Raw genomic sequence first — 22,034 nt, 5'->3', positions numbered from 1 at the left:
AAGGAGGGATAGCAAATGGTGAAGCCATTTATGCCGCAACTTGTATACTTCGAACCCAAAGCAATGGAATATCCACTTGGGGAACAACTGTTTCAAAAATTTACCGACTTGGGAACAGAAATCCGGTATACGACCTCACACAACCAAATCCGTAATTTGCCGGGAGAGAATGATTTTCAAAGGTACCGGATTGCCAAATCAACACTCGTTGTCGGGTTGAGAAAGACGCTAAAATTTGACACATCCAAACCATCTGCCGAATATGCCATTCCATTTGCAACGGGTTGCATGGGCCACTGTCATTATTGTTATTTACAAACGACGATGGGCAGCAAACCTTATATTCGAACGTATGTCAATGTCGATGAAATTTTACAGGCGGCACAACAGTATATTGATGAACGAACCCCTGAAATTACAAGGTTTGAAGCATCCTGCACATCAGATATCGTCGGGATTGACCATTTGACGCATACGTTAAAAAGAGCAATCGAATATTTCGGGCAATCGGATTTTGGCAGGCTTCGGTTCGTGACAAAATTTAACACCGTTGACCATTTGCTTGATGCCAAACATAACGGGCGGACCCGTTTTCGCTTTAGCATGAACGCGGAATACGTGATCAAATATTTTGAACCGGGGACATCCCGGTTACACGAGCGGATTGAAGCCGCCGCAAAGGTCGCCCACGCCGGGTATCCCCTTGGCTTCATCATTGCGCCGATTTATTTGCACGAAGGTTGGCAGGAAGGTTACAGGCAGCTTTTCGAACAACTGAGTGCCGAACTGCCTGATGAGGCGAAAAATGGAGTGACGTTCGAATTGATCCAGCATCGCTTTACAAAACCGGCCAAGAGAGTGATTCAAAAAAATTACCCGATGACCAAACTCGAACTGGATGAAGAAAGACGCCGTTATAAATGGGGTAAATACGGCATTGGCAAATATATTTATCCGAAAGAAGAAGAGACAGAAATGAAAGAAACGTTGTTCAAGTATATCGAAACATATTTCCCGGAAGGAAAAATTGAATACTTTACGTAATCACTTGTACCGGGTGAAAAAGTCGCCCGGCGCGCATCCGAATGTTGTCTTCTGCCGCAGCGTCATATACGACAATAAAACAAGTCGATGGACCCGCTGTTTTTTCCATGTTCAATGGAGAGGAAAACTGTAAAGATTGGGCCGCAAAAAGCTCCCTCAATTCATATAAAATGCCTTTGGAACCGACGGGAACGATGGCAAGCACCTTTTTTTGACGTGAAAACCATTGAAAAAGACGTAGCGGCGCCACATCTCCGTTACATTCAATGACCTCATTCCCGACTAGCGGTTTCCCTATGACGGCCACTTTCATCTGTTCCGTCAAACACAAGGGAGCTTCCTTCCGTTTCTCTCTTTTACCCAGGACAGAAATGCCAACAGCTGACTGACTTAAGGAAAAATTTGTTTCCGTACTTCCGGTTATAGAAAGCTCCTCCAAACCCAATTCTCGAATCCCTTTTGTAATCCCCTCCTTAAGAGAAAACCAGGCACGATCTCCGCAAAAGTTGTAAAGAACAACAGAAAACGGGACAGCTCCTGCCGACACGCACTCCATAAAAGCGACGCGAAAACTGTAATAGGACACAATCTCATATGGAACAGCCACTTGATCGTCCGGCTTCATTCCGATCGCCCCGCTGTTGTCACAAGCCACAACAAGTTCCAGCCTGTCATTAAACGGAATGATAGCAACATCTCTCTTCATCTTGCTGATCCCCAAATCCTTTTTTGGAAAATGCTTTCAAACCTTGGAATAATGAGAAGCGCCGCAATAGTGTTGCATGCCGCACCAAGGAGCAAAGAAGGAACAATGGCTACGTAAAATGCTGTGTTGAAAAGAAAAATCATAGGCAAAGGAGCGATCAGGCTGTTGCTTAGGATAAAAAGGATCGCCGCCGTTTTCCTTTTGCCGCTCCGGTATACCCATGAAAACATCCAGACGATCACTGCCATTTCTAGAGCAATGATAAAATGCGCCGGTCCCAACGGCATCCCGGCAATTAATGCAGATAACAGGTGGCCGAAACCCGCCACAAAACCGCCCGCCCTTCCGCCAAGCAATGCGGCCGCAAGGAGTGCCGGGAAGGAATCCAAAGCAATGCTTCCAACAAAGGAAGGAATTTTAATCGAAGCCCCGATGACTGACAGAGCCAGAAACAACGCGAGCAAGCTGATCTTTTTAACGCTCATCCTTCTTCCCCTTGCGCTTTCCGTCACGGAATACGTTCGCGCTTCTGACATACTCGACATCTGGCACATTCAACCGGAAATTAATAACCCGGGCCAGCGCGAAAAAATAATCGGAAAGCCTGTTCAAATATTGCAAAGTGACCAGAGAAAGAGACTCGTCTTGCTTCATTAACTTCACAACAAGCCGTTCCGCCCTTCTCGTCACAGTTCGGGCGATATGAATGGATGCGGCAGGCTTCGTGCCCCCCGGTAAAATAAACCGCTCCAATTTTGGTGCTTCTTCAACAAGCTTGTCGATCCGCTCTTCTAAGTATGTGATCGCCTCTTCCGTTAACTTCAAAGGCCGTTTTTTCGAAACACTGGCCAAATCCCCGCCACAATCAAACAGTTCATGCTGAATTTTTTCCAGATCATCCAGAACATCCGCAAATTGGTTACGATCAAGCTCCGCCATTGCCTGCCCGACAAAACCATTCAACTCATCGACCGTTCCATACGCCTCCACCCGAATATCGTCTTTATCAACCCGGCCGCCAATAATGCTCGTTTTTCCTTTGTCACCCGTTCTCGTATAAATTTTCAACACTTTCCCCTCCCCAAAATGGTTAATCGTCTATGCCACATTTCCGACCAGAATGATTCTGGATGCGAGCCAACATGAACATACTCGCTAACTTCCACAAATACTAGCTACTTTACGATTACACTCGCTAATTTCCATAAACACTTACCACTTTACAGAATTACTCGCTAATTTTCATAAATACTTGCCGCTTTACGCGAATACTCGCTAATTTCCACAAACACTACCCACTTACCGCTTTACGCAAATACTCGCTACTTTCCACAAATACTTGCCGCTTTACGCAAACACTCGTCGCTGATCACGACATGCTCTCCACCCTCCTGAACTCGCGATTACGAGCCGCCGATCACCAAAATACTAGCAATCTCTTATACGGACTACGATCAAGATGCTTATTTCAAGCGCTTTGCCACACCGTACCAGATCGAATCAAACCGGTCACAGCATTTGACCGCATCTTGGTAAAACCAGCCCGTCAAATCACGCCACTCTCTTACTTCTCTTTCTATCGGCACAATTCCTTTAGAAATATCCGTTCCTATTAAAACAATTGTTCGCTCACCGCTTCTTTCCCAATCAAGCCAGGCTTCAATCCATTTTCTTCCCGTATCCCGGGTAAAGGCGGAGCCCATTTGCAAAATCCATTGCTCAACACCTTCCAACACGACGATGCGGCTTTCAGGAAGATCATTCGGAAGGGCATCCTCCCGATAAGCGGAAAACCAATTGAATGAACTTTCTTTATGAAGTTTGTAAAACGACCTCACCCACTCGGCCTTTCCATTAAAGGCACCTCCTGTAACGAAATGCATATGTCACCCCTCCTAAATCCTTCCTTTGTCCAAACGAGTTCGTATCCAGAAGCCAACGGGACATGCCATTCAAAAAAAGCTTTGCTTTCCGGCGCCACCTTCGATAACAAAAAGCGAATCACTCCTCCGTGAGTGATGACGGCAGCGCTGTTAACTTGAACTGCTTCGATGTGCGCTTTTATGAAATCCCAGCCTGTTTGCACTCGTGCCGCAAACTGGTCAAACGATTCTCCACTGTCAGGCCCCTTAGAAAAAGGGGCATCAAGCCACGCTTGGTAAGTTTTCAATTGCCGCAAGTCCTCATAAGTTTTTCCTTCCCAATCACCAAAGTGCATCTCCTTTAATTCGGTGAGCGCCATCACAGTTTGCCTAGGAAATAAGATACCGGCTGTTTCCAAACAGCGAGCAGCGCTACTTGAAAAAATAACACCGGGCGATATCACATGACTGGAAAGCGCCCGCACCATTTCCCGGCCTTTTTTATTCAGGGGAGAATCTGTCCAGCCAATGTAGGCAGACCGCTCATTCTCATCCGTCATCCCATGGCGTAATAATGTAATAACCAAACGATCATCCATAATCCGGCTTCCGTCCCCTCAGTAGCGGCCCCGACGATATCACCTGTGATCCCGCCAAATGCTGTTTTGGCCACTTTTTTCCACATAACGAACAACAAAATCGCAGCAATGATCATCAAGAGAGCTTCTGTATTCCATAAAAAAACGAGAAGATAAATAGGATATACCCATCCTGTTTGCCGTCTGCATGCTTGTTGAAAAAAATGGGCCAGCCCGTCGTTTTTCGCAGCCGGTACAAATAAAAGCATCAGCCCGGCAACCATTTTACCTAAAGCAGGAATCAGCATGATCCATAAATATGTAACATCTTCAGCCTTTTGAACAATCTCATAAATAAAAAGGAATTTCGCTGCTAGTAGCACGATGATACTGATGACGCCAAACGCTCCCACTCGCGGATCAACCATGATTTCCAGACGTTTTACCCGGTCCCGATAGGAAAAATAGGCATCGCTGCTGTCGATCCAGCCATCCAGGTGAATCCCGCCGGTAACCACAATCATCAGAAACCAGATCATAAATGACACGGCAAGATCGGAAAACGGCGACCATTCCAATAACATGTATAAGCATCCGGAATAGACCAAACCTTGAAGCATGCCCAAGAACGGCAAAAATCGAACAGCACGCTCAACGTACACCGAAGTCATCGGTATTTCTTTGCGAATCGGAATCGTGCTAAAAAACTGAAGAGCGATAAGGAAACCGAACCAATAGCTTCTCATCGTTTTTTCCACCGAACCATGATCTCTTTTATCCGCGGCCAATCAAGATGCTCTTTGACGTTTTCTGCCAAATCTCCCATAGACCCGTTATTCATAAAGGGGACGACCCCTACAACTGGAACGCCGGTTTTTTCCTCAATCCAGCGCACACCGTCTTGGAACAGCAAAACATCGCCGCGAAACTTATTAATAATAATGCCTTTTATCCGTCTGCTTTCTTCAGGAGCGAGCAGTTCGAGTGTTCCCACAATGCTTGCAAACACCCCGCCGCGGTCAATATCGGCCACGAGCAGGGCTGGAGCCTCCGCGATCTTTGCCACTCTCATATTGACAAGCTCTTTTTCTCTTAAATTGACTTCAACAGGACTTCCAGCGCCTTCCAGCACGATGGCATCGTAACGCTTTGCCAATTCGTTTAATGATTCTTTAATCGCAGCCAATCCCATTTCATATGAAAACGAATCCGTCTTTTTCCCGCATAAAATCACCTCTGTCCGGCCATCCACAGGCTTTAATAAAATCGGGTTCATGAAAGCGGATGGTTCGATTCCTGCCGCTTTCGCCTGAATCGCTTGCGACAGACCGATTTCATCGCCCTCTTTTGTTAAAAACGTGTTGTTTGTCATATTCTGGGATTTAAATGGGGCGACCTTCCATCCTTCGTTTTTCAACAATCGGCAAAGCGCTGAAGTGATGAAACTTTTTCCGGCATCTGAAGCTGTCCCCAATATCATCACTCTCATGATTTTATCCCCTTCATCAAAACAGGAATTCCCGCTTCCACCAAATATGCTGCCGATGCTCTTTTCACAAGCTCCCGGTGCAGATTCCCAAGCAAATGCCCATACGTCAGCGTGAGCCGATCATTATTCAGCGGAGCGTTGAGCACTTCATTCGAAACAACGACCAATGCCCGACAATGTTTTTTCAAGTCATCTATGGGACGCAAAATCGCTTCCAGCACCCGGTCTTGTTTTCCATCCAATCGTAACTCGTTCGCCAACAAAATCGTTAAACAATCCAGCAACACAATATCCTCCGGACCAAAATGAGCAACGATGGCCCCCAAACGATCGTGACATTCCCACGTTCTCCATGGAAAGCCTCCTTTTTTTCTTTGCTCCTTATGCCGGCGGATCCGCAGCCGCATTTCCTCATCCGACGGTTTGCTCGTGGCGATATAATGAAGTTTGCCCCCTTCGTTTAGTGCCAACCGAGCCGCTGTCTGCTCCGCGAACGTGCTTTTCCCGCTTCTTGCGCCTCCTGTAATAAAAGTCAATGCTGTTTCCATTTCCCTAAAGCCTCCAAAAGAACATCATTTTCCTTTGCCTGTCTCACTCCAAACCGGAGCCAGCGGCCGTCAAGACCAGGATAATTCATCGTGTGTCTCGGCACAATTCCTTTTGCAAGTAAAAAGGTCAAAAGCGGGAGTTGGTCAGCAAGCAACGGGTCTTTCAACAAATAAAAATTCACTTGGCTGGCGGACAAGATGTAACCCATTGACCGCAAAGCTTCATGAATACGAAGCCGTTCCTTTGCGACCCACCGGCGCGTTTTCCGAGCATATCCTTCTTCTTGCAAGCAACACTCACCGGCCAATAATGCGAGCGAATTGACCGCCCAATATGGCTGAAAACTCCTTAGTCTTGCCACTACTTCTGGGGAAGCCAGCAAAAACCCAAGTCTTAGACCCGCGATAGCATACATTTTTGTTAACGAACGGACAACAATGAGTCGGGAATATTCCTTTACACAAAATGCGAGCGTACGCCTTTCCTCAAGAAAATCTTCAAATGCTTCATCCACAATGAAAAAGCAGTCATGCTCTTGACAAGCCGCCAATATTTCCAACAAAACAGATTGTGGATAAGCCGTCCCCGTCGGATTATTCGGATGACATAAAAACAACGCATCGGCCTCTTTGATTTGTTCCAGTAAAAGATCAGTATCTTGCGTCCAGCCACTTTCTTCACTCAGTTGAAAAAAAGAAACGATGCAGCCATTCGCCCGGCATATTTTTTCATATTCCGTAAACGTTGGCTGAACGATGATAATCTTTTGTTTCGCCAACAGTTGCCCCAATAATGTGAAAAGCTCCGCTCCGCCGTTCCCCAAAAGAACCGCGTCATTCGACAGCCGCTCCTTTGCGGCAATCAATTCAACAAGCCTTTCACCTTTCGGATCAGGATAATCGACGATATGATCCAGCCAGCTCCCCCAATGTTCCTTTATGGCAGGGGGTGGTCCAAATGGATTGAGATTCACACTAAAATCAAGCACATGCCCGGGTTTTAATACATCCAGTGATTCGTATAGATACTTTGGATTAGATCCATGTAAAGGCCAGTTCACATGCGACTCCCCCTATCATCATCAGCAGCAGGAACACCAGGGAAGTCCTTTTCATGATCGTAACCGTCTGCATAATATGGTCGATGTTCAAGTTTTCCAGACCCTCCCCCATTTCCATCCGGTATGATTTTTTTCCCTGATACACATTCACTCCGCCCAAGCGAATACCGAGCAGAGCAGCGACAGTCGCTTCTCCCCAGCCACTGTTTGGACTCGGGTGTTTTTTGGCATCCCGGAGTAATACGGACCATGCGTGGCGATACGTTGTTTTTACCGGCTTCATGACACACATCATCATGATAGCCGTAAGCCTCGCCGGAATCCAATTGAACAGATCGTCCAATTTGGCGGAAGCCCAACCATATTCCCGATAACGCTCGTTTTGATAGCCGACCATGGAATCACATGTATTGACCGCCCGATAAACGAGGGCAAGCGGCGCTCCCCCGATAAGCCCCCAAAAAAGCGGCGCCGTAATTCCATCACTCGTATTTTCAGCAACCGTCTCGACCGTCCCCCTGACGATTTCTGCCTCCGGAAGCCCCAGTGTATCGCGGCCTACAATATAAGACAGTTTTTTCCTGGCTTCCGGGAGGTCTCCGTCCCGTAAAGGCTCGTATACTTCACGAGCGGCTTCACCCAAGCTTTTTTGAGCAATCGTTGTTGATATGATGACTGCTTCAACGAGGATTCCCGCAACAGGATGGATGTGATAACAAAGCGAGACAAGAAAAAATCCCGTAATATAGACCATGCCGATAACAGCCAAGACCATGGCTGTTCCTTTTAACTTCCGATGCGATCCCCGATTCCAGCGGCGGTCTAAGAAAGAAATCATTTTCCCTATCCATTTAACAGGATGAGGCCAATCGGGCGGGTCCCCAATGGCCAAATCAAGCAAAAACGCGAAGGCAAGGGCTGTTACATGGGCGTTCAACGAAGGCCGTTCCTTTGTAAATGATTATGCAACGCTTCTTTTGTACATAGAAAGACACCTTTGCCGACCAGCCGGCCAAGTAGCGTGATCGAACCGCCAAAAGGAAGAAACGGCCCTTCCTGCGTTGCCGCAATTAATATACTATCTGTCGATGTTCCAGTCGCAAGGGTGCCTGTCGAAGAATCGACGACTTGACATTCATGCAGCGCTTTTACCTTTGCTTCGGTTGCCGTCATAATGCTTTGTATAAAAGCTTCCTCCGTTAACTTACCGTTTACGAATACCCATGTGTTAATGGTTCCGGGGGACACGAGAACCCGGTGTCTTTCACCCAATGATGCATCGACGGCATTCCCGGCACCCGCGGTCACGACAACAAGCACAGACAAACCAGCTTCTTCAAACACCTGGTGGGAAACATCGTGCAGATTCACCGCCGTCATCATCCCGACTGTTTCATTCGGGTCATATCCATGATCTTTTAAATAAAGGATCATCTCTTCCTTAAAGTTGTCGCATTGATAGTTTTTGTCCACATGCCGGTTGACAAAAGAGCGGTGCCAGCCCACGCCTGATCCGGTAACACCCGATGACATCGTCCGCAGCGGGACCGGTGATTCAAATGTAATGGTCTCATTCGATACTTTCAGCATGCTTTCTTTCAGCAATAATGGATTCTGCCCACTTGGCCATTGATGCGGAACGAGCATCATTTGTGGTTTCGGCACTTTTGGGTGCGGATATTTTTCAATGTCCGCTTTATAAATACACTGAATTCTTTCTTCTTTTAACACCTCAGCAGGCGCATCGCATATTTGCTTTTTTCCTTCATGCAAAAGCAGCAAGCGGTCACAGTACAGACCAGCCAAGTTCAAATCGTGAAACACGGAAACGACTGTGAGATTCTCTTCTTTTGTCCACTTTTTCAATAGATCGAGCAGTTCTTTTTGGTAGGCCAAATCCAAGTGATTCGTCGGCTCATCTAAAAGAAGAATTTTCGGCTTTTGTGCCAACGCCTGTGCCAAAAAGACGCGCTGTCTTTCCCCGCCCGAGAGCTCTTCCAACGGACTTTCGGCATATTGGAGAATGCCTGTCTGCTCCATCACTTCGTGAATGATCTTTTCATCTGCCTCATCAAAAGAATGAAACAAGCTTTTTTGATGGGCATACCTCCCTAAAGAAACGGTTTCTTTCACTGTGTAATTAAAAGCCAAAGATGACATTTGCGGGAGGACAGCCGTTAACCGGGCAAATTCTTTCGAGGAAAAAGATGAGATGGGACGGCCGGCCAGCCTCATTTCACCCGACTGAAGCGGCATCGTGTTGCTCATCATCTTTAAAAGCGTTGTTTTTCCGCTCCCGTTTGGACCGATGATGCCGAAAAACTCCCCTTTTTGTACTTGAAAAGATATATCTTGAACGACAGGCTTACGCCAATAGCCACCCGAAGCTTGAATAACTTCAATCATGGGAATCTCTTCTTTCATGCTTAATATGGTAATGAATCGTGCCTCGTAAGGATGTTTCCTTCTAAAAAATGGCGTTCGGCGAGAATCCCCGCCCTATCCGCCAATTATTGAAATGCATCGGGATACACTGCTTTTGCCAGTTCTTCAACCCCTTCCGCCAGACGGGGACCGGGACGATTGATGAGATCGGAGTGCACATCAAAAACCTGTTTTTCCTTAATGGCCGTAATATCAGTCCAGCCTTCACGCTTTAACACTTGTTCCACCGGATTATCCACATAGTTGCTATATGTAGTAATGATGACATCCGGATTCATCTTGATAACAGCTTCATCATTTACCTTCTGCCAGCCGTCAATTTCTTTAGAGGCGTTTTCTGCATGAATAATCGTGAGGAGTGTATCCATAAACGTATTGTTACCTGCTGTATAGATTTCCGGTTCGGGAGATATTTCCATAAAAACCTTTTTCTTGTCTTCTTCTTTTATCCCCTTAACCTTAGCTTCAACATCGGCGATTTTTTTCCGCATATCCTCTATGACCTTTTCCGCTTCATCCACTGTATTTGTCGCTTTTCCGATTAACTCAATCGACTTATACACATCATCCAAACTTTCCGAGCTGTTGACAACAAGCACCGGAATGTCTGCCGCTTTTAATTGCTCTACAGCTTTTTGATCATTGGAAGGGTCAACCAGCACAAGCTGGGGGTCCAAGGAGAGGATTTTTTCTATGTTCAACTCAAGGCCGCCGATTTTTTCCTTCTGGGCCGCTTCTTCTGGATAATTGTCATGGTCGGATACGCCGACAATTTTATCACCCAATCCAAGGGCAAACGCAATTTCAGTGTTGCTTGGGAGGGCGGATACAATTCTTTCGGGTTCCTTTTCAATCGTTATCTCTTCCCCGTTACCGTCCGTTAATGTGACTGGAAAAGCCGCCTGTTCCGATTGTTTCGTTTGTTGTTCGGATGGTTGATCTGTTTTTCCACTTTTTTCAGCAGCCTGATTACAACCGGTCAACAGGCTGAACAGCATGAAAATGGATAGTAATAAAATGTGGAATTTTTTCAATGTTTCTCCCCCTGTAAATTGATTTTTTTCTCAATAAAAAAACATCTCTTCGCAAGAGATGTGTGCAGTTTGGAACAGCCATCCAATATTAGATGGCGATTCCACCAGTACACCTCCCTATCCTCGTAGGTTCATGGCGTGAAGAATCAGGCAGGTCTCCTGGCTTATGGTCATCGTGATCGCTGTTCCTTCCCATGCAATGAAACACAGTGGATACTCAGCTCACTCCCATTCACAGTGGCGGGACCGCGTTGGATTTTCACCAACTTCCCTATTAAGTCTTTTCATAAGACACCCCATTCTTTCCATATGAAATTGTCAACTTGACTTTAGTATACATGATCGTCTCTTATTGTACAGTTGGATTTTTCAATGAAAGATGGCTCAAATCCCCTTCCGAGAGAATTTCAATTTGGCTGCCGGCTCTTTTTAAAGCCGTTACACTCGTTCCTTCGATATAAGGAGTTTTCCAAAGCTGGTCCATGTCAAGCTGGCGGAAAATAAGCTGCACCATTTTCACGACAACACCATGGGTAATGATACAAACATGGCCAGATTCATAGGTGGATAGCAATTCCTTGACTAACGCCTCGACTCTATCTTTTACTTCGTAAAAGTTTTCCCCAGACGTATGAACATATTTACTTGGCTGATGCCAGTAATGATGATATTGCTCAGGGTAAAGCTCCTTAATTTCTTCCATTGTCTTTCCTTCCAGATCTCCAAGATCCATCTCTATCAGTCGCCCATCAACGGTATAAGAAGAAAAGCTTTCTCCATGAATCAACTCCAGCGTCCTCACGGCACGCTTGCTCGGACTCGTGTAAACCGCTTGCCAATCTATCTCTTTGAACTTTTCTCCAAGCAGTCGCGCATCTTCCACTCCTTTTTCAGTTAAACCGGAATCCCTCCGGCCTTGAACTTTTCCCGCAACATTCCATTCTGTCTGCGCATGTCTTATAAAATATAAATACAGCATAAGTACCCTCTTTCTATACGGTGATTCGTTTTCATTTTTCGTATCATACTGAAATGTAATGATAGTTATAGCGCCTTAACAAACAACACTCTATCTTGTTCAATACCATCATAATCGCTATGTATATCAATGCCATCCACCTGTTTATCTCCTTTTTCAATGACAAAACCCATTTTCGTATGGTAAGCGATAGAGCTTTGATTCACTGGAGATGTGACACAGCGAACTGTTTTAACCCCTTTTTTCTTTACATGCTCAAAGAAGGTTTGATAGAGTTTGCACCCGATACCGTGTTGGCGGTAATGTGGATGTATGCCAACAAAATGGATATAGGCCTCTTTCTTGCGGGATTGCGATAAAAATCCAATCAGAAACCCGATTATTTCCCCCTTTTCTTCAATGATATAACTAGTGTCTTGAAAATGATCAAAGAATAGTTTGGGCAGCATATCCGTCATCGTACGACCATTCCACCACTCATTTAACACTGAAATAATGATCTTATAATCTGAAGATTTCACGTTTCTTATATTCATTATCCAGCTCCTCTTTTTCAGGTATAAAAACAGCCCTATCCAAAGGGACAAAGCTTCACAACTTTTTGAAACAGACAATTTTATTGTAAATGACTCCTAAATACCCATCATACTTTTAAAGCGGCATTTCGAGTAGTCTCTTTTTAAGAATAGCCCACTCCTTGCAAAAAGAAAATATCCAGTAGCAAAAAAAGAAGCCGGCCCTACCTATGAATCACGACCCGCGTCCCAATCGGAATTCGGCGGGCAAGATCCAGCACATCACGATTATGCATTCTAATACAGCCATGTGAAACGTTTTTGCCAATGGAAGAAGGGTTATTTGTTCCATGAATTCCATAGTGGGGCTTTGATAACCCGATCCACATAACACCAAACGGGCCTCCGGGATTCCGCTGTTTGTTGATGACCGCAAAGTTTCCGTATGGTGTTGGCGTTAACATTTTTCCGACAGCAATCGGGTACGTCTTTATCAACTTGTTTCCGTCAAAAAGCTTGAGCTGGTGTTTCGTCGTTGAAACATCAATCCATTTCGCCACGATAAAACCCTCCAACATCTTTTTGGAATATCGTATGTAGAACATCAATAAAAAGCCCCTTCACGAGAGCTTTCTTTCTCTCAATCCCCCACCGCAGCTCTACCAGGACGCGGATGGATTTCCGGAAAATAGGCGAGCGGTTCGTCTTCGATATCGCCGTTCCCGAGTTAGCGGGATCAGCTCCCGCGCCGCCAGCTTTGCCGATCATCATTTGTCTGGCAAGCGGCCCGGGCCCGGTTCATCTAAAGGAAACACCCTTTGACTTACGCGCTAACGGCCGACGGAGGACTTAGCCACAGCTTGATTATTGAACAGAATAACCTCTGATACGCCTTTTAACATGTTCCGGCCAAAATGACCGATAAAGCACTTGCCAACCCCACCATGGATCTAAGTAGATCCTTAAGCAGGCATATTTTCGGAAGTGGAATCGTAAATCGCTTTTTAGAAAAAAACTCCCCTTAAGGAAAACAGATTTTTATTTTTTAATCTGTCTACCTTTAGGGGAGCATATCAGGAAGTTCTGCGTGGGTTTTTAGTAGAGAACGATTAATAATATAATACATTCACCTTATTGCATTTGCTGCATGTTTCATAATATGCATCGCCAATAAAATGGTGGTCGCAGGCTTGTTGAATTTCATTTATCCGTACTTGCAATACCTCTATTTTCCTTTCCAACTGCTTCATTTCCTCTATTATCTTTTGTACATTCATACGGAAAACCTCCAGAGAAAATTATTGGTATATACTGCTTCCGGCTCTTTGAAATTCAGCCGCTTTTTCCTGCATTCCTTTTTCAAACGCTTCCTGCGTGTTTAAGTTGTTTTTTTCCGCATATTTACGAATGTCATGAGAAATTCTCATACTGCAAAATTTGGGTCCGCACATGGAGCAGAAATGCGCTGTTTTGGCCGCATCAGCCGGAAGTGTTTCGTCATGATATTCCATTGCCCTTTCCGGATCCAATGATAAATTGAATTGGTCTTCCCAGCGAAATTCGAATCGGGCTTTGGAAAGTGCGTCATCTCTCAACTGCGCACCCGGATGGCCTTTCGCCAAATCTGCCGCATGTGCGGCGATTTTATAAGTGATGACCCCTTCCCGAACATCATCTTTATTCGGAAGTCCCAAATGTTCTTTTGGTGTGACATAGCAAAGCATGGAGGTGCCATACCAGCCAATCATTGCAGCGCCAATAGCAGAGGTAATGTGATCATACCCAGGAGCAATATCGGTTGTCAGTGGTCCCAGCGTGTAAAAGGGAGCTTCTTGGCAGGCTTCCATTTGCCTGTCCATATTTTCCTTAATAAGATGCATCGGCACATGCCCCGGCCCTTCCACCATCACTTGGACATCATGCTTCCAGGCGATTTTCGTCAGTTCACCAAGCGTCTCCAACTCCGCAAACTGCGCTTGATCATTTGCATCCGCAATCGACCCCGGACGCAAGCCATCCCCTAACGAAAAGGCGATATCATAAGTCTTCATGATGTCACATATTTCTTCAAAATGAGTATAAAGAAAATTTTCTTTATGGTGATACAGACACCATTGAGCCATAATAGACCCGCCCCGGGAGACGATTCCTGTAACACGATTGGCTGTCAAAGGAACATATCGCAACAGAACGCCGGCATGAATGGTAAAATAATCGACCCCCTGCTCCGCCTGCTCCAGCAAAGTATCGCGATATACTTCCCATGTAAGATCCTCCGCAACTCCATTTACCTTTTCCAACGCCTGGTAAATGGGAACCGTCCCAATCGGAACCGGAGAGTTTCTAATAATCCATTCACGGGTTGTATGGATATTTTTCCCTGTTGATAGATCCATGATTGTATCAGCGCCCCAACGTGTTGCCCAAGTCATCTTCTCGACTTCTTCCTCGATGGAGGACGTTACCGCGGAATTCCCAATATTCGCATTGATTTTGACATGAAAATTTCTCCCAATAATCATAGGCTCAGCCTCTGGGTGATTAATGTTTGCAGGAATGATCGCTCTGCCGCTTGCCACTTCATCCCGGACAAATTCTGGTTTCATATTCTCACGAATTGCAATAAATTCCATTTCAGGTGTAACAATCCCTTTTTTGGCGTAATGGAGTTGGGTAACGTTTGTGCCTTTTTTGGCGCGGAGTGGTTTACGCTTTAACCCGGGAAAAATATGACGATCGGCACGCGGATCATGATTGGATTTAAAGCCATTGTCTTCCGGTTTCATTTCCCGGCCTTCATATTCTTCTACATCTCCACGTTCTTGAATCCACTTGCTTCTAAGCGGAGGCAATCCTTTGGCAATGTCTACGGTAACATCAGGATCCGTATATGGACCGCTTGTATCATATACTCGAACGGGAGAATTCGCTTCCACTTTGACCTCCGTCTTCGTCTCACTCAACATAATTTCCCGCATGGGAACCCTGATATCGGGCCTTGACCCCTCTACATACACTTTTTTGCTTCCAGGAAATTGAAACATGACTGCACCATTTTTTTCATTTGTGAATGACATGGACATAAAAAAATCTCTCCTCTACAAAATAATTGAAAGGACGAGATCTGAATACACAGCTTAGCGGCAGATACATCAAAAAGCCGGGTCCACAAAAAAAGACTGGACCCGGCTTGAATATACTGTATCCCAAAACTACCGACTAACTTCCCTACGCTGGCATTAACCAGATCAGGTCCAAAGGGTTAAGAAACTTCATCGTGTTTCTCCTCTCAGCCCAACTCATTGGGCACCCCCAGTTATTGCTATTAGGTTTACTTAATATTATACAAATTTAGAATAAAAAAACAAGAGCTATGACAAAAATGAACCTTTTGTCAGGATGAGCACTATCTCCCTTCAGGTTGATATGTAAAATAGAGATCCCAATAAGATTTTCCACTCAATAAAAGCCTTCAAGGAAAAAATGCTGGAGTTCGGATGATAGTTAGGAACAAGAAGTTTGTGGGGCATAAAGAAAAGCCGTTCTCGATTGCCTAAAACTGCCTGTCTAAAAAACAAGCACTTATCCGACATCTTCTATTATCCTATTGATTTTCGCCAAAAGCTCCATTATCATTAACCTAACAATTGTTAGGTGGTGTAGAATTTTTTGACAAAAGACAAGATTTTGCAAGCTGCCATTCGAGAATATTCCAAATTCAATTACCACGGTGCCACGATGCGGAATATTGCCAAAGAAGTCGGCATAAAACCAGCATCGATTTATTTTTTTTACAAAAATAAAGAAACGCTGTTTTTGGCGGCTTTTCAAAAGCTATTAAAAGATCATTTCATAGAAATGCGGTCAATTCTTCAAAAAGTGCATGATCGGCCGATTTTTGACATTTTTGAAGCGCTTATCAAAGGTGCGGTCGCCTATCACCAAGAAAATAACGAGGAAACGAATGCCTACATTTCTCTTGTCACCGCACCGCCCCCGGAAATCCATGAGTATCTTCAGGAGCATATTCAACAGTTTGACGACTGGTTGATTAACTCTTTATTGACACTGATTAAACGGGACATCCCGTCTATAACTGAATATCAGGCAACAAGGCTCATCAAACAATTTGTCGTAATCATGGATGGGGTTTTTTGGGAAATAAATCTGTACGATCCAAAACAACTGCAGCATCAAATAGAAGAAGCCCTTTACATCATGAGAGTTTTGCTGGGAGGATATGAAAAATGAAAAATGATTACGCCAGAGAAGCCGTTCCGATGAGCGAGAGGAAAGCGTGGTTCTCCATCAGCCTCGTTTGGGTCGCGGTCGGCATCGACTTATCTGCGATGCTGTTCGGGGCGGAGCTCGGAAAAGGCATGGCCTTTCAAGACGCTTTGTGGGCCGTCTTGATCGGTTCTGCCATTTTAGGCATCTTAGCCGCTTTTTGCGCCTACGTCGGAGCGGTAACCGGATTATCCACATCAATGATTTCCAGATTTACATTCGGCATTTCGGGAGCAAAGCTTGTGTCCTTATTTATGGCGATTTCCTTACTGGGCTGGTTCGGTGTCCAAGCCGGATTCTTTGCTGAAAATGCGTATGCCGCCATTGAAGGTGCGCTCGGATTAAAAGCTCCTGTCCCGTTGTTGGCCGCAATCGGCGGAATATTAATGATGACAACCGCTGTAATCGGCTATAAAGCGATTGAAAAATTAAGCTCTTGGTCCGTTCCACTGCTGCTCATCCTCGTCTTGGCGGCAGTGGGGCTGGCCATCCGGCAATTTGGCGCGAGCGAACTGAACGCCCCTGTAGAAAACACATTTACGTTCGGGATGGCGATTTCGCTCGTCATCAGTATTTTTGTTGTCGGTGCAACGATTTCACCGGACATTTCAAGATGGGCTCGAACGAAAAAAGATGCCGTCCTGGCATCCTTTTTCGGATTTTTCTTCGGAAACAGTTTTATGATTATTATCGCAATGATTTTGTCTCGCATTATGGATGAAAGCAGCTTAACAACGATAATGATTACAGTCGGCCTTGGTATTCCGGGCATTTTAGTGCTGATTCTTGCCCAATGGACAACGAATACGAGCAACGCCTATTCATCTGGATTGAGCCTTTCGGTTATTTTTACCAAAACGAGCAAAGTGACACTCACCCTGATCGCCGGAATTGTCGGCACACTACTTGCCGTCCTTGGTATTTATGATCACTTTATCGACTTTTTAACGATTATGACGATGTTTATCACCCCCATCGGCGGTGTTTATACAGCATCTTATTATATCGGGGGCATGCGGTTGTTCCGGGAAGAAAACGATAAACGCTTTAAGCTGTTGCCGCTTTTGGCCTGGGCGCTCGGAACTTTGATCAGCTGGCTGACAATGGAAGGCCCGATTGGATTGGCGCTGTTTACTTTAACAACCATTCCTTCTTTGGACAGCTTTTTGACCGCATTTATCTTCCAGTTGATTTTCATTCTGATTTTTTATAAAAAGGAGCGTTTTTAAATGAAATGGTTAACGGAAGAAGATATTGAATGTATTGCCGTCGGCGCAACCGTGCTCGGAACAGGCGGCGGCGGGGACCCCTATATCGGAAAAATGATGGCTTTATCCGCCATACAACAATACGGTCCCGTTGAAGTGATCACTGTTGATGAACTGAAGGATGATCAATGGATACTGCCGGCTTCCGGAATGGGCTCGCCAAGCGTTCTTGTCGAAAAAATTCCTTCCTTCGAGCAACTGGCCGCTCCATTAAAAGCTTTTGAAAAAGCAAGCGGCAAAAAGACCGACGTCGTCATGCCGATTGAAATAGGCGGCGTCAATTCCCTCATCCCTGTGGCGGTGGCCGCCATGAACAATATTCCCATCCTGGATGGAGATGCGATGGGCCGCGCTTTTCCCGAAGCGCAAATGGTGACATTCCATTTAGACGGTCTCAAACCTGAACTCGTCACATTGGGGGATGAACAAGGAAACGTTGTGACGATCGAACCGGCCGACGGCTATTGGAGTGAAAAAATCTCCCGTAACGTCACCATCTCCATGGGCGGCTCTTCGATTGTCTGCGACTATGGAATAACCGGAAAACAAGCGAAAGAAAGCGTCATTCCGGGAACTTTAACGCTTGCCAAAAATGTAGGTGGCCTTTTACGGGGAAAAAGAGAGTCGGCTGAGCATCCCATCTCACAAATCACCCGGCTTTTGAATGGCCACATTCTGTTTAAAGGAAAAGCCGCCCTCATTAAAAGAAAGATTGAAGGCGGATTTACAAGAGGCGAAGCCCATTTTGAAGGGCTCGACAACTTTCAAGACAAGTCCGCGACCTTATTTTTCCAAAACGAGCATCTGCTGGCAGAGATGAACGGCAAGCCGGTTGCCATGACGCCGGACTTGATCGCCGTCCTTGATGAAGAAACCGGAATGCCTATCACGACAGAGGGGCTCAAATACGGCGCGCGCGTTGTCATCACCGCCTTCCCCGCGCATGAAAAGTGGCGGACTGACATGGGAATTGAAACGGCTGGACCAAGATATTTCAAATATCCATATGACTATATTCCGCTCGAAACATTAGTAAAGGAGCGATTGGACAAATGATCAGATTGGGAATTGATGTCGGAGGAACGAACACGGACGGCGTCCTGTTGGATAATGACAATCAAGTGCTTGGAAGCACAAAATCCCCTACAACAAAAGATGTATTTACGGGAATCCAAAAAACGATCAAAAAGCTGTTGGCAGAAACGAACGTGAATGTAAAAAAAATACAAATCGCCACGCTTGGAACGACCCATTGCACAAACGCGATTGTGGAACGAAAATCACTGAACAAAGTCGGCATTGTCCGTCTTTGTTTGCCAAGCGGGACAACCGTCCCGCCCCTGTTGGATTGGCCCCAAGATTTAGTGGAAAAAGTACAGGCGGAAACCGTCTTGATCCATGGCGGATATGAATATAACGGCTCCCCTATCTCAAACCTGGATGAGGAAGAACTAAAAGTCGCCGCGGACCGCTTCCGGGGCAAAGTCGACTCGATCGCGATTTCCGGCGTCTTCTCTCCTGTCTTAAGTGATCAAGAAAAAGAGGCCGCGGCATTTTTTGAAAAAGAACTGCCCGGAATCCCCATTTCGTTATCAAGCGAAATTGGCTCGATCGGATTAATTGAACGCGAAAATGCGACCGTTTTAAACGCCGCTTTGATGACCGTCATCAGCCGCGTGTCCACTGATTTCGAACGTGCTTTAAAAGACGAAGGAATTGATGCCCATATTTATCTGGGACAAAATGATGGCACATTGATGACAAACAGCTACGCGCAAAAATATCCAATCTACACGATCGCTTGCGGCCCGACCAACTCCATCCGCGGAGCGGCCCATTTATCAAAAGAGGATGATGCAATCGTAGTAGATATCGGCGGTACGACGACAGATATCGGAGTGCTCGCAAACAGCTTTCCCCGCCAAACTTCACTAGCGGTAGAAGTGGGCGGAGTCCGGACTAATTATCGCATGCCAGACATATACTCTATCGGCTTTGGCGGCGGTACACGGGTGTATTTGAAGGAAGGCTCGTGGAAAATCGGACCGGAAAGCGTTGGATATCAATTGCCAGAAAAAGCAATCGTCTTCGGCGGTGATGAACTAACAGCAACAGATGTGGCGATTGGCACCGGCCAAATGGAAATCGAAGGAACAAACCCATCAAAAGTTGATGATGTTCCCTGCGAATTGATTTATAAAGACTTCGTTCGCATGGTCGAAGATGCCATCGACCGGATGAAAACGAGCGCAGAAGACCTCCCGGTCGTTTTGGTAGGCGGCGGAGCAGCACTTATGCCTAAAACACTCAAAGGAGCAAGCCGTGTCATCCGCCCGGCCCACGCCAGTGTCGCTAACGCCATCGGCGCTGCCCTCGGCGATATTAGCGGAACCGTAGAAAGAATATACTCCCTCGAAAATCAAGACTATAAAACGGTCATTGAAGAAGCAAGGAAGGAAGCCATCCAGGAAGCCATTCAAGCCGGGGCTGATCCCGCCAAGGTGGACATCATCCAACTCGAAGATTTCCCGCTCGCCTACCTCCCAGGCAACGCCATTATGGTCAGAGTGAAAGCCGCGGGTCCCTTAAAGATTACATTGTGAATATGAACAACGCCGGTCCGTGAGTGGGCCGGCGTTTTTTGGTTGGAATTAGGGTGTGCTTAACGAAAGTGATGGAGATGCACAATATTTGTTCCCCATACTTTAGTATGATCGTGTTCACCGTCTAGTGTTCAGTCTGGATTCACTGAAGACAAGCTTTCCCCTACTCCATAGCTTGTAATATAATGTTTCTTCATATTTCTATAGCAGCCGCTTCTACTGCATGATCACTCCATTTACAATGAAACAATGATAGAAATAACGAGCACCCCCTTGACATAACAGGTATTAATACCATATTATAAGTTGTAATATATAGATGATGAACAATCTAGATAAAAAAGTAGTGTAGTTGATATAAACGGAGTCAATAGCTAATGACGCAGAAAGCTTGTGCCATGCAAAAAGTAGTATAAGCGGTCAGAAGAAGGCTCCTTCCATATACTTTTTAAAATAACAAATGAACTGTCTGAATAGTTCGCGAAAGGAACGAACTATATTGAAGATTACATCCATTCACCTCTACGCCATTCATTTACCGCTTGATCAACCATTTACTGTCAGTTACAATACTTATCATGAAATGCCTTCCATCATCATTAAGATTGAAACCGACCAAGGAATTTCGGGTTTTGGTGAAGCGGTTCCAGATGAATTCGTAACAGGTGAAACGTTTGAAAGTACATACCAACTGTTAAAGCAGACCCTTGCCCCGATCGTAATGGGACAAAATCCCGCGGCATTTGAAAAAATACACGACATTATGAATCACTCTGTCTATGGAATGCCCGCGGCAAAAGCAGCCATAGATATTGCTTGTTTTGATGCTACAGGTAAGAAACTGGGACAACCTGTCTATCAGCTCATCGGAGGCCGCTTTCATGATCAGTTCCCGATTACCCATGTACTCAGTATCGCCGAATCGGAACAAATGGCTGAAGAAGCCTTATCCATGATAAAGGAAGGGTACAACTCCTTTAAAATGAAAGTGGGTACGGAAGTAGATAAAGATGTTGAACGAATCAAAGCGGTCCGGAACAGGGTCGGCCCAAAAGTTGCCATCCGCGTTGATGTGAATCAAGGTTGGAAAAACAGTGCAACAGCATTGACCGCTATACGCCATTTAAAAGATTTGAATATCGACTGGATCGAACAACCTGTCATTGCAGATGATATTGACAGTATGGTGGAAATCAAAGCCAAAACGGATATTCCTCTGATGATTGACGAAGGGCTAAAAGGTTCCAAGGAAATGCGTGAAATTATACAAAAGCGCGCAGCAGACAAAGTGAATATTAAATTAATGAAATGCGGGGGTATCCTTCCGGCTATTAAACTAGCCCACCAAGCAGAAATGGCTGGCATCGAATGCCAGGTAGGCTCGATGGTCGAATCTTCCGTTGGATCAGCCGCGGGGTTCCATGTAGCCTTTTCACAAAAAATCATTACGAGTGTGGAACTGACCGGCCCGCTAAAATTTTCCCAAGATGTCGGAAACCTCAAATATGATGTTCCGTTTATCCGCTTACCAGAACAGCCCGGCTTAGGTGTTGATATAGACGAACAAACACTGCAAAGAGTAACAAAGTTTCAAGATGTGATTACATAATAAAAG

General features: G+C 45.5%; 23 protein-coding genes and 2 riboswitches. Of the genes, 6 read left to right on the top strand and 17 right to left on the bottom strand.

Annotation, left to right across the window (positions count from 1 at the left end):
* Positions 1-15: 15 nt before the first annotated feature.
* A complete protein-coding gene (splB, locus tag JOC94_RS13215) occupies positions 16-1,044 on the top strand; it encodes a spore photoproduct lyase (protein ID WP_077111441.1) in 1,029 nt (342 codons plus the stop codon).
* Here splB and JOC94_RS13210 read toward each other — a convergent pair.
* The 17 genes from JOC94_RS13210 to thiC form a co-directional block, all read right to left on the bottom strand.
* Positions 1,037-1,750 carry an ATP-binding protein gene (locus JOC94_RS13210; protein WP_205179562.1) on the bottom strand — a complete coding sequence of 238 codons (714 nt, stop codon included), beginning with the start codon at positions 1,748-1,750 and terminating at the stop codon, positions 1,037-1,039. The two genes, splB and JOC94_RS13210, sit on opposite strands and share 8 nt — an antisense overlap.
* On the bottom strand, positions 1,747-2,235 hold the full coding sequence (locus tag JOC94_RS13205; protein ID WP_205179559.1) for an ECF transporter S component: 489 nt from the start codon (positions 2,233-2,235) through the stop codon (positions 1,747-1,749). Before JOC94_RS13205 ends, JOC94_RS13210 begins: the two co-directional genes overlap by 4 nt.
* The gene (locus tag JOC94_RS13200) at positions 2,225-2,818 is read right to left on the bottom strand and encodes a cob(I)yrinic acid a,c-diamide adenosyltransferase (protein ID WP_077111444.1); all 594 of its coding nucleotides are present in this window, start codon (positions 2,816-2,818) and stop codon (positions 2,225-2,227) included. The genes JOC94_RS13205 and JOC94_RS13200 overlap by 11 nt, the downstream gene beginning before the upstream one ends.
* Before the next feature lie 395 nt (positions 2,819-3,213).
* Entirely contained in the window at positions 3,214-3,633 is a 420-nt protein-coding gene (locus JOC94_RS13195) for a bifunctional adenosylcobinamide kinase/adenosylcobinamide-phosphate guanylyltransferase (protein WP_205179553.1), read from the bottom strand.
* On the bottom strand, positions 3,585-4,211 hold the full coding sequence (locus JOC94_RS13190) for a histidine phosphatase family protein (RefSeq protein WP_077111446.1): 627 nt from the start codon (positions 4,209-4,211) through the stop codon (positions 3,585-3,587). The genes JOC94_RS13195 and JOC94_RS13190 overlap by 49 nt, the downstream gene beginning before the upstream one ends.
* The gene (gene cobS / locus JOC94_RS13185) at positions 4,169-4,936 is read right to left on the bottom strand and encodes an adenosylcobinamide-GDP ribazoletransferase (protein WP_077111507.1); all 768 of its coding nucleotides are present in this window, start codon (positions 4,934-4,936) and stop codon (positions 4,169-4,171) included. The genes JOC94_RS13190 and cobS overlap by 43 nt, the downstream gene beginning before the upstream one ends.
* Complete coding sequence (locus tag JOC94_RS13180) at positions 4,933-5,679, bottom strand: cobyric acid synthase (protein WP_077111447.1); 747 nt, start codon at positions 5,677-5,679, stop codon at positions 4,933-4,935. Before JOC94_RS13180 ends, cobS begins: the two co-directional genes overlap by 4 nt.
* Positions 5,676-6,227, bottom strand: a complete 552-nt coding sequence (locus tag JOC94_RS13175; protein WP_077111448.1) for a bifunctional adenosylcobinamide kinase/adenosylcobinamide-phosphate guanylyltransferase — start codon at positions 6,225-6,227, stop codon at positions 5,676-5,678. Before JOC94_RS13175 ends, JOC94_RS13180 begins: the two co-directional genes overlap by 4 nt.
* Entirely contained in the window at positions 6,212-7,288 is a 1,077-nt protein-coding gene (gene cobD / locus JOC94_RS13170; RefSeq protein ID WP_077111449.1) for a threonine-phosphate decarboxylase CobD, read from the bottom strand. The genes JOC94_RS13175 and cobD overlap by 16 nt, the downstream gene beginning before the upstream one ends.
* Positions 7,263-8,225 carry an adenosylcobinamide-phosphate synthase CbiB gene (cbiB, locus tag JOC94_RS13165; RefSeq protein WP_077111450.1) on the bottom strand — a complete coding sequence of 321 codons (963 nt, stop codon included), beginning with the start codon at positions 8,223-8,225 and terminating at the stop codon, positions 7,263-7,265. Before cbiB ends, cobD begins: the two co-directional genes overlap by 26 nt.
* Positions 8,222-9,694, bottom strand: coding sequence for an adenosylcobinamide amidohydrolase (locus JOC94_RS13160; protein ID WP_077111451.1), 1,473 nt, complete (start codon positions 9,692-9,694; stop codon positions 8,222-8,224). Before JOC94_RS13160 ends, cbiB begins: the two co-directional genes overlap by 4 nt.
* Positions 9,695-9,798: 104 nt before the next feature.
* A complete protein-coding gene (locus JOC94_RS13155) occupies positions 9,799-10,767 on the bottom strand; it encodes an ABC transporter substrate-binding protein (protein ID WP_077111452.1) in 969 nt (322 codons plus the stop codon).
* A 132-nt stretch (positions 10,768-10,899) separates the two neighbouring features.
* Positions 10,900-11,081, bottom strand: a riboswitch (cobalamin riboswitch).
* A 35-nt stretch (positions 11,082-11,116) separates the two neighbouring features.
* Positions 11,117-11,746, bottom strand: a complete 630-nt coding sequence (locus tag JOC94_RS13150; protein ID WP_077111453.1) for a histidine phosphatase family protein — start codon at positions 11,744-11,746, stop codon at positions 11,117-11,119.
* 65 nt (positions 11,747-11,811) lie between these two features.
* On the bottom strand, positions 11,812-12,282 hold the full coding sequence (locus JOC94_RS13145; protein ID WP_077111454.1) for a GNAT family N-acetyltransferase: 471 nt from the start codon (positions 12,280-12,282) through the stop codon (positions 11,812-11,814).
* A gap of 203 nt (positions 12,283-12,485) precedes the next feature.
* The gene (locus JOC94_RS13140) at positions 12,486-12,821 is read right to left on the bottom strand and encodes a L,D-transpeptidase (RefSeq protein WP_077111455.1); all 336 of its coding nucleotides are present in this window, start codon (positions 12,819-12,821) and stop codon (positions 12,486-12,488) included.
* 549 nt (positions 12,822-13,370) lie between these two features.
* A complete protein-coding gene (locus tag JOC94_RS13135) occupies positions 13,371-13,538 on the bottom strand; it encodes a serine protease (RefSeq protein ID WP_077111457.1) in 168 nt (55 codons plus the stop codon).
* Positions 13,539-13,559: 21 nt separating this feature from the next.
* Positions 13,560-15,338: a phosphomethylpyrimidine synthase ThiC gene (thiC, locus tag JOC94_RS13130; protein WP_213089058.1), complete on the bottom strand. Its 1,779-nt coding sequence runs from the start codon at positions 15,336-15,338 to the stop codon at positions 13,560-13,562.
* A gap of 131 nt (positions 15,339-15,469) precedes the next feature.
* Positions 15,470-15,585, bottom strand: a riboswitch (TPP riboswitch).
* Positions 15,586-15,930: 345 nt separating this feature from the next.
* Here thiC and JOC94_RS13125 point away from each other — a divergent pair.
* From JOC94_RS13125 to JOC94_RS13105, 5 genes are all read left to right on the top strand, one after another.
* On the top strand, positions 15,931-16,512 hold the full coding sequence (locus tag JOC94_RS13125; protein ID WP_077111459.1) for a TetR/AcrR family transcriptional regulator: 582 nt from the start codon (positions 15,931-15,933) through the stop codon (positions 16,510-16,512).
* A complete protein-coding gene (locus tag JOC94_RS13120) occupies positions 16,509-17,777 on the top strand; it encodes a cytosine permease (protein ID WP_077111460.1) in 1,269 nt (422 codons plus the stop codon). Before JOC94_RS13125 ends, JOC94_RS13120 begins: the two co-directional genes overlap by 4 nt.
* A complete protein-coding gene (locus JOC94_RS13115; protein ID WP_077111461.1) occupies positions 17,778-18,872 on the top strand; it encodes a DUF917 domain-containing protein in 1,095 nt (364 codons plus the stop codon). It abuts the gene before it with no gap.
* Positions 18,869-20,419 (top strand): hydantoinase/oxoprolinase N-terminal domain-containing protein, encoded by a 1,551-nt coding sequence (locus JOC94_RS13110; RefSeq protein ID WP_077111462.1) that lies wholly within the window; start codon positions 18,869-18,871, stop codon positions 20,417-20,419. Before JOC94_RS13115 ends, JOC94_RS13110 begins: the two co-directional genes overlap by 4 nt.
* 499 nt (positions 20,420-20,918) lie before the next feature.
* Complete coding sequence (locus JOC94_RS13105) at positions 20,919-22,028, top strand: mandelate racemase/muconate lactonizing enzyme family protein (RefSeq protein ID WP_077111463.1); 1,110 nt, start codon at positions 20,919-20,921, stop codon at positions 22,026-22,028.
* Positions 22,029-22,034 lie beyond the last annotated feature (6 nt).

It is taken from the genome of Siminovitchia thermophila (assembly GCF_016909185.1).
Classification (GTDB): domain Bacteria; phylum Bacillota; class Bacilli; order Bacillales; family Bacillaceae_C; genus Siminovitchia; species Siminovitchia thermophila.
Note: the sequence above shows the minus strand (reverse complement) of the source record. Positions and strands in the feature narration are given on the sequence as shown.

Excerpts from the sequence above, each read along its gene's own strand:
- cobS (WP_077111507.1), bottom strand. The coding sequence starts at position 4,936 with ATGAGAAGCTATTGGTTCGGTTTCCTTATCGCTCTTCAGTTTTTTAGC.
- JOC94_RS13180 (WP_077111447.1), bottom strand. The coding sequence starts at position 5,679 with ATGAGAGTGATGATATTGGGGACAGCTTCAGATGCCGGAAAAAGTTTC.
- JOC94_RS13110 (WP_077111462.1), top strand. The coding sequence starts at position 18,869 with ATGATCAGATTGGGAATTGATGTCGGAGGAACGAACACGGACGGCGTC.
- JOC94_RS13190 (WP_077111446.1), bottom strand. The coding sequence starts at position 4,211 with ATGGATGATCGTTTGGTTATTACATTATTACGCCATGGGATGACGGAT.
- splB (WP_077111441.1), top strand. The coding sequence starts at position 16 with ATGGTGAAGCCATTTATGCCGCAACTTGTATACTTCGAACCCAAAGCA.
- JOC94_RS13145 (WP_077111454.1), bottom strand. The coding sequence starts at position 12,282 with ATGAATATAAGAAACGTGAAATCTTCAGATTATAAGATCATTATTTCA.
- JOC94_RS13175 (WP_077111448.1), bottom strand. The coding sequence starts at position 6,227 with ATGGAAACAGCATTGACTTTTATTACAGGAGGCGCAAGAAGCGGGAAA.
- JOC94_RS13195 (WP_205179553.1), bottom strand. The coding sequence starts at position 3,633 with ATGCATTTCGTTACAGGAGGTGCCTTTAATGGAAAGGCCGAGTGGGTG.
- JOC94_RS13205 (WP_205179559.1), bottom strand. The coding sequence starts at position 2,235 with ATGAGCGTTAAAAAGATCAGCTTGCTCGCGTTGTTTCTGGCTCTGTCA.
- JOC94_RS13120 (WP_077111460.1), top strand. The coding sequence starts at position 16,509 with ATGAAAAATGATTACGCCAGAGAAGCCGTTCCGATGAGCGAGAGGAAA.
- JOC94_RS13150 (WP_077111453.1), bottom strand. The coding sequence starts at position 11,746 with ATGCTGTATTTATATTTTATAAGACATGCGCAGACAGAATGGAATGTT.
- JOC94_RS13210 (WP_205179562.1), bottom strand. The coding sequence starts at position 1,750 with ATGAAGAGAGATGTTGCTATCATTCCGTTTAATGACAGGCTGGAACTT.
- JOC94_RS13160 (WP_077111451.1), bottom strand. The coding sequence starts at position 9,694 with ATGATTGAAGTTATTCAAGCTTCGGGTGGCTATTGGCGTAAGCCTGTC.
- JOC94_RS13115 (WP_077111461.1), top strand. The coding sequence starts at position 17,778 with ATGAAATGGTTAACGGAAGAAGATATTGAATGTATTGCCGTCGGCGCA.
- JOC94_RS13135 (WP_077111457.1), bottom strand. The coding sequence starts at position 13,538 with ATGAATGTACAAAAGATAATAGAGGAAATGAAGCAGTTGGAAAGGAAA.
- thiC (WP_213089058.1), bottom strand. The coding sequence starts at position 15,338 with ATGTCATTCACAAATGAAAAAAATGGTGCAGTCATGTTTCAATTTCCT.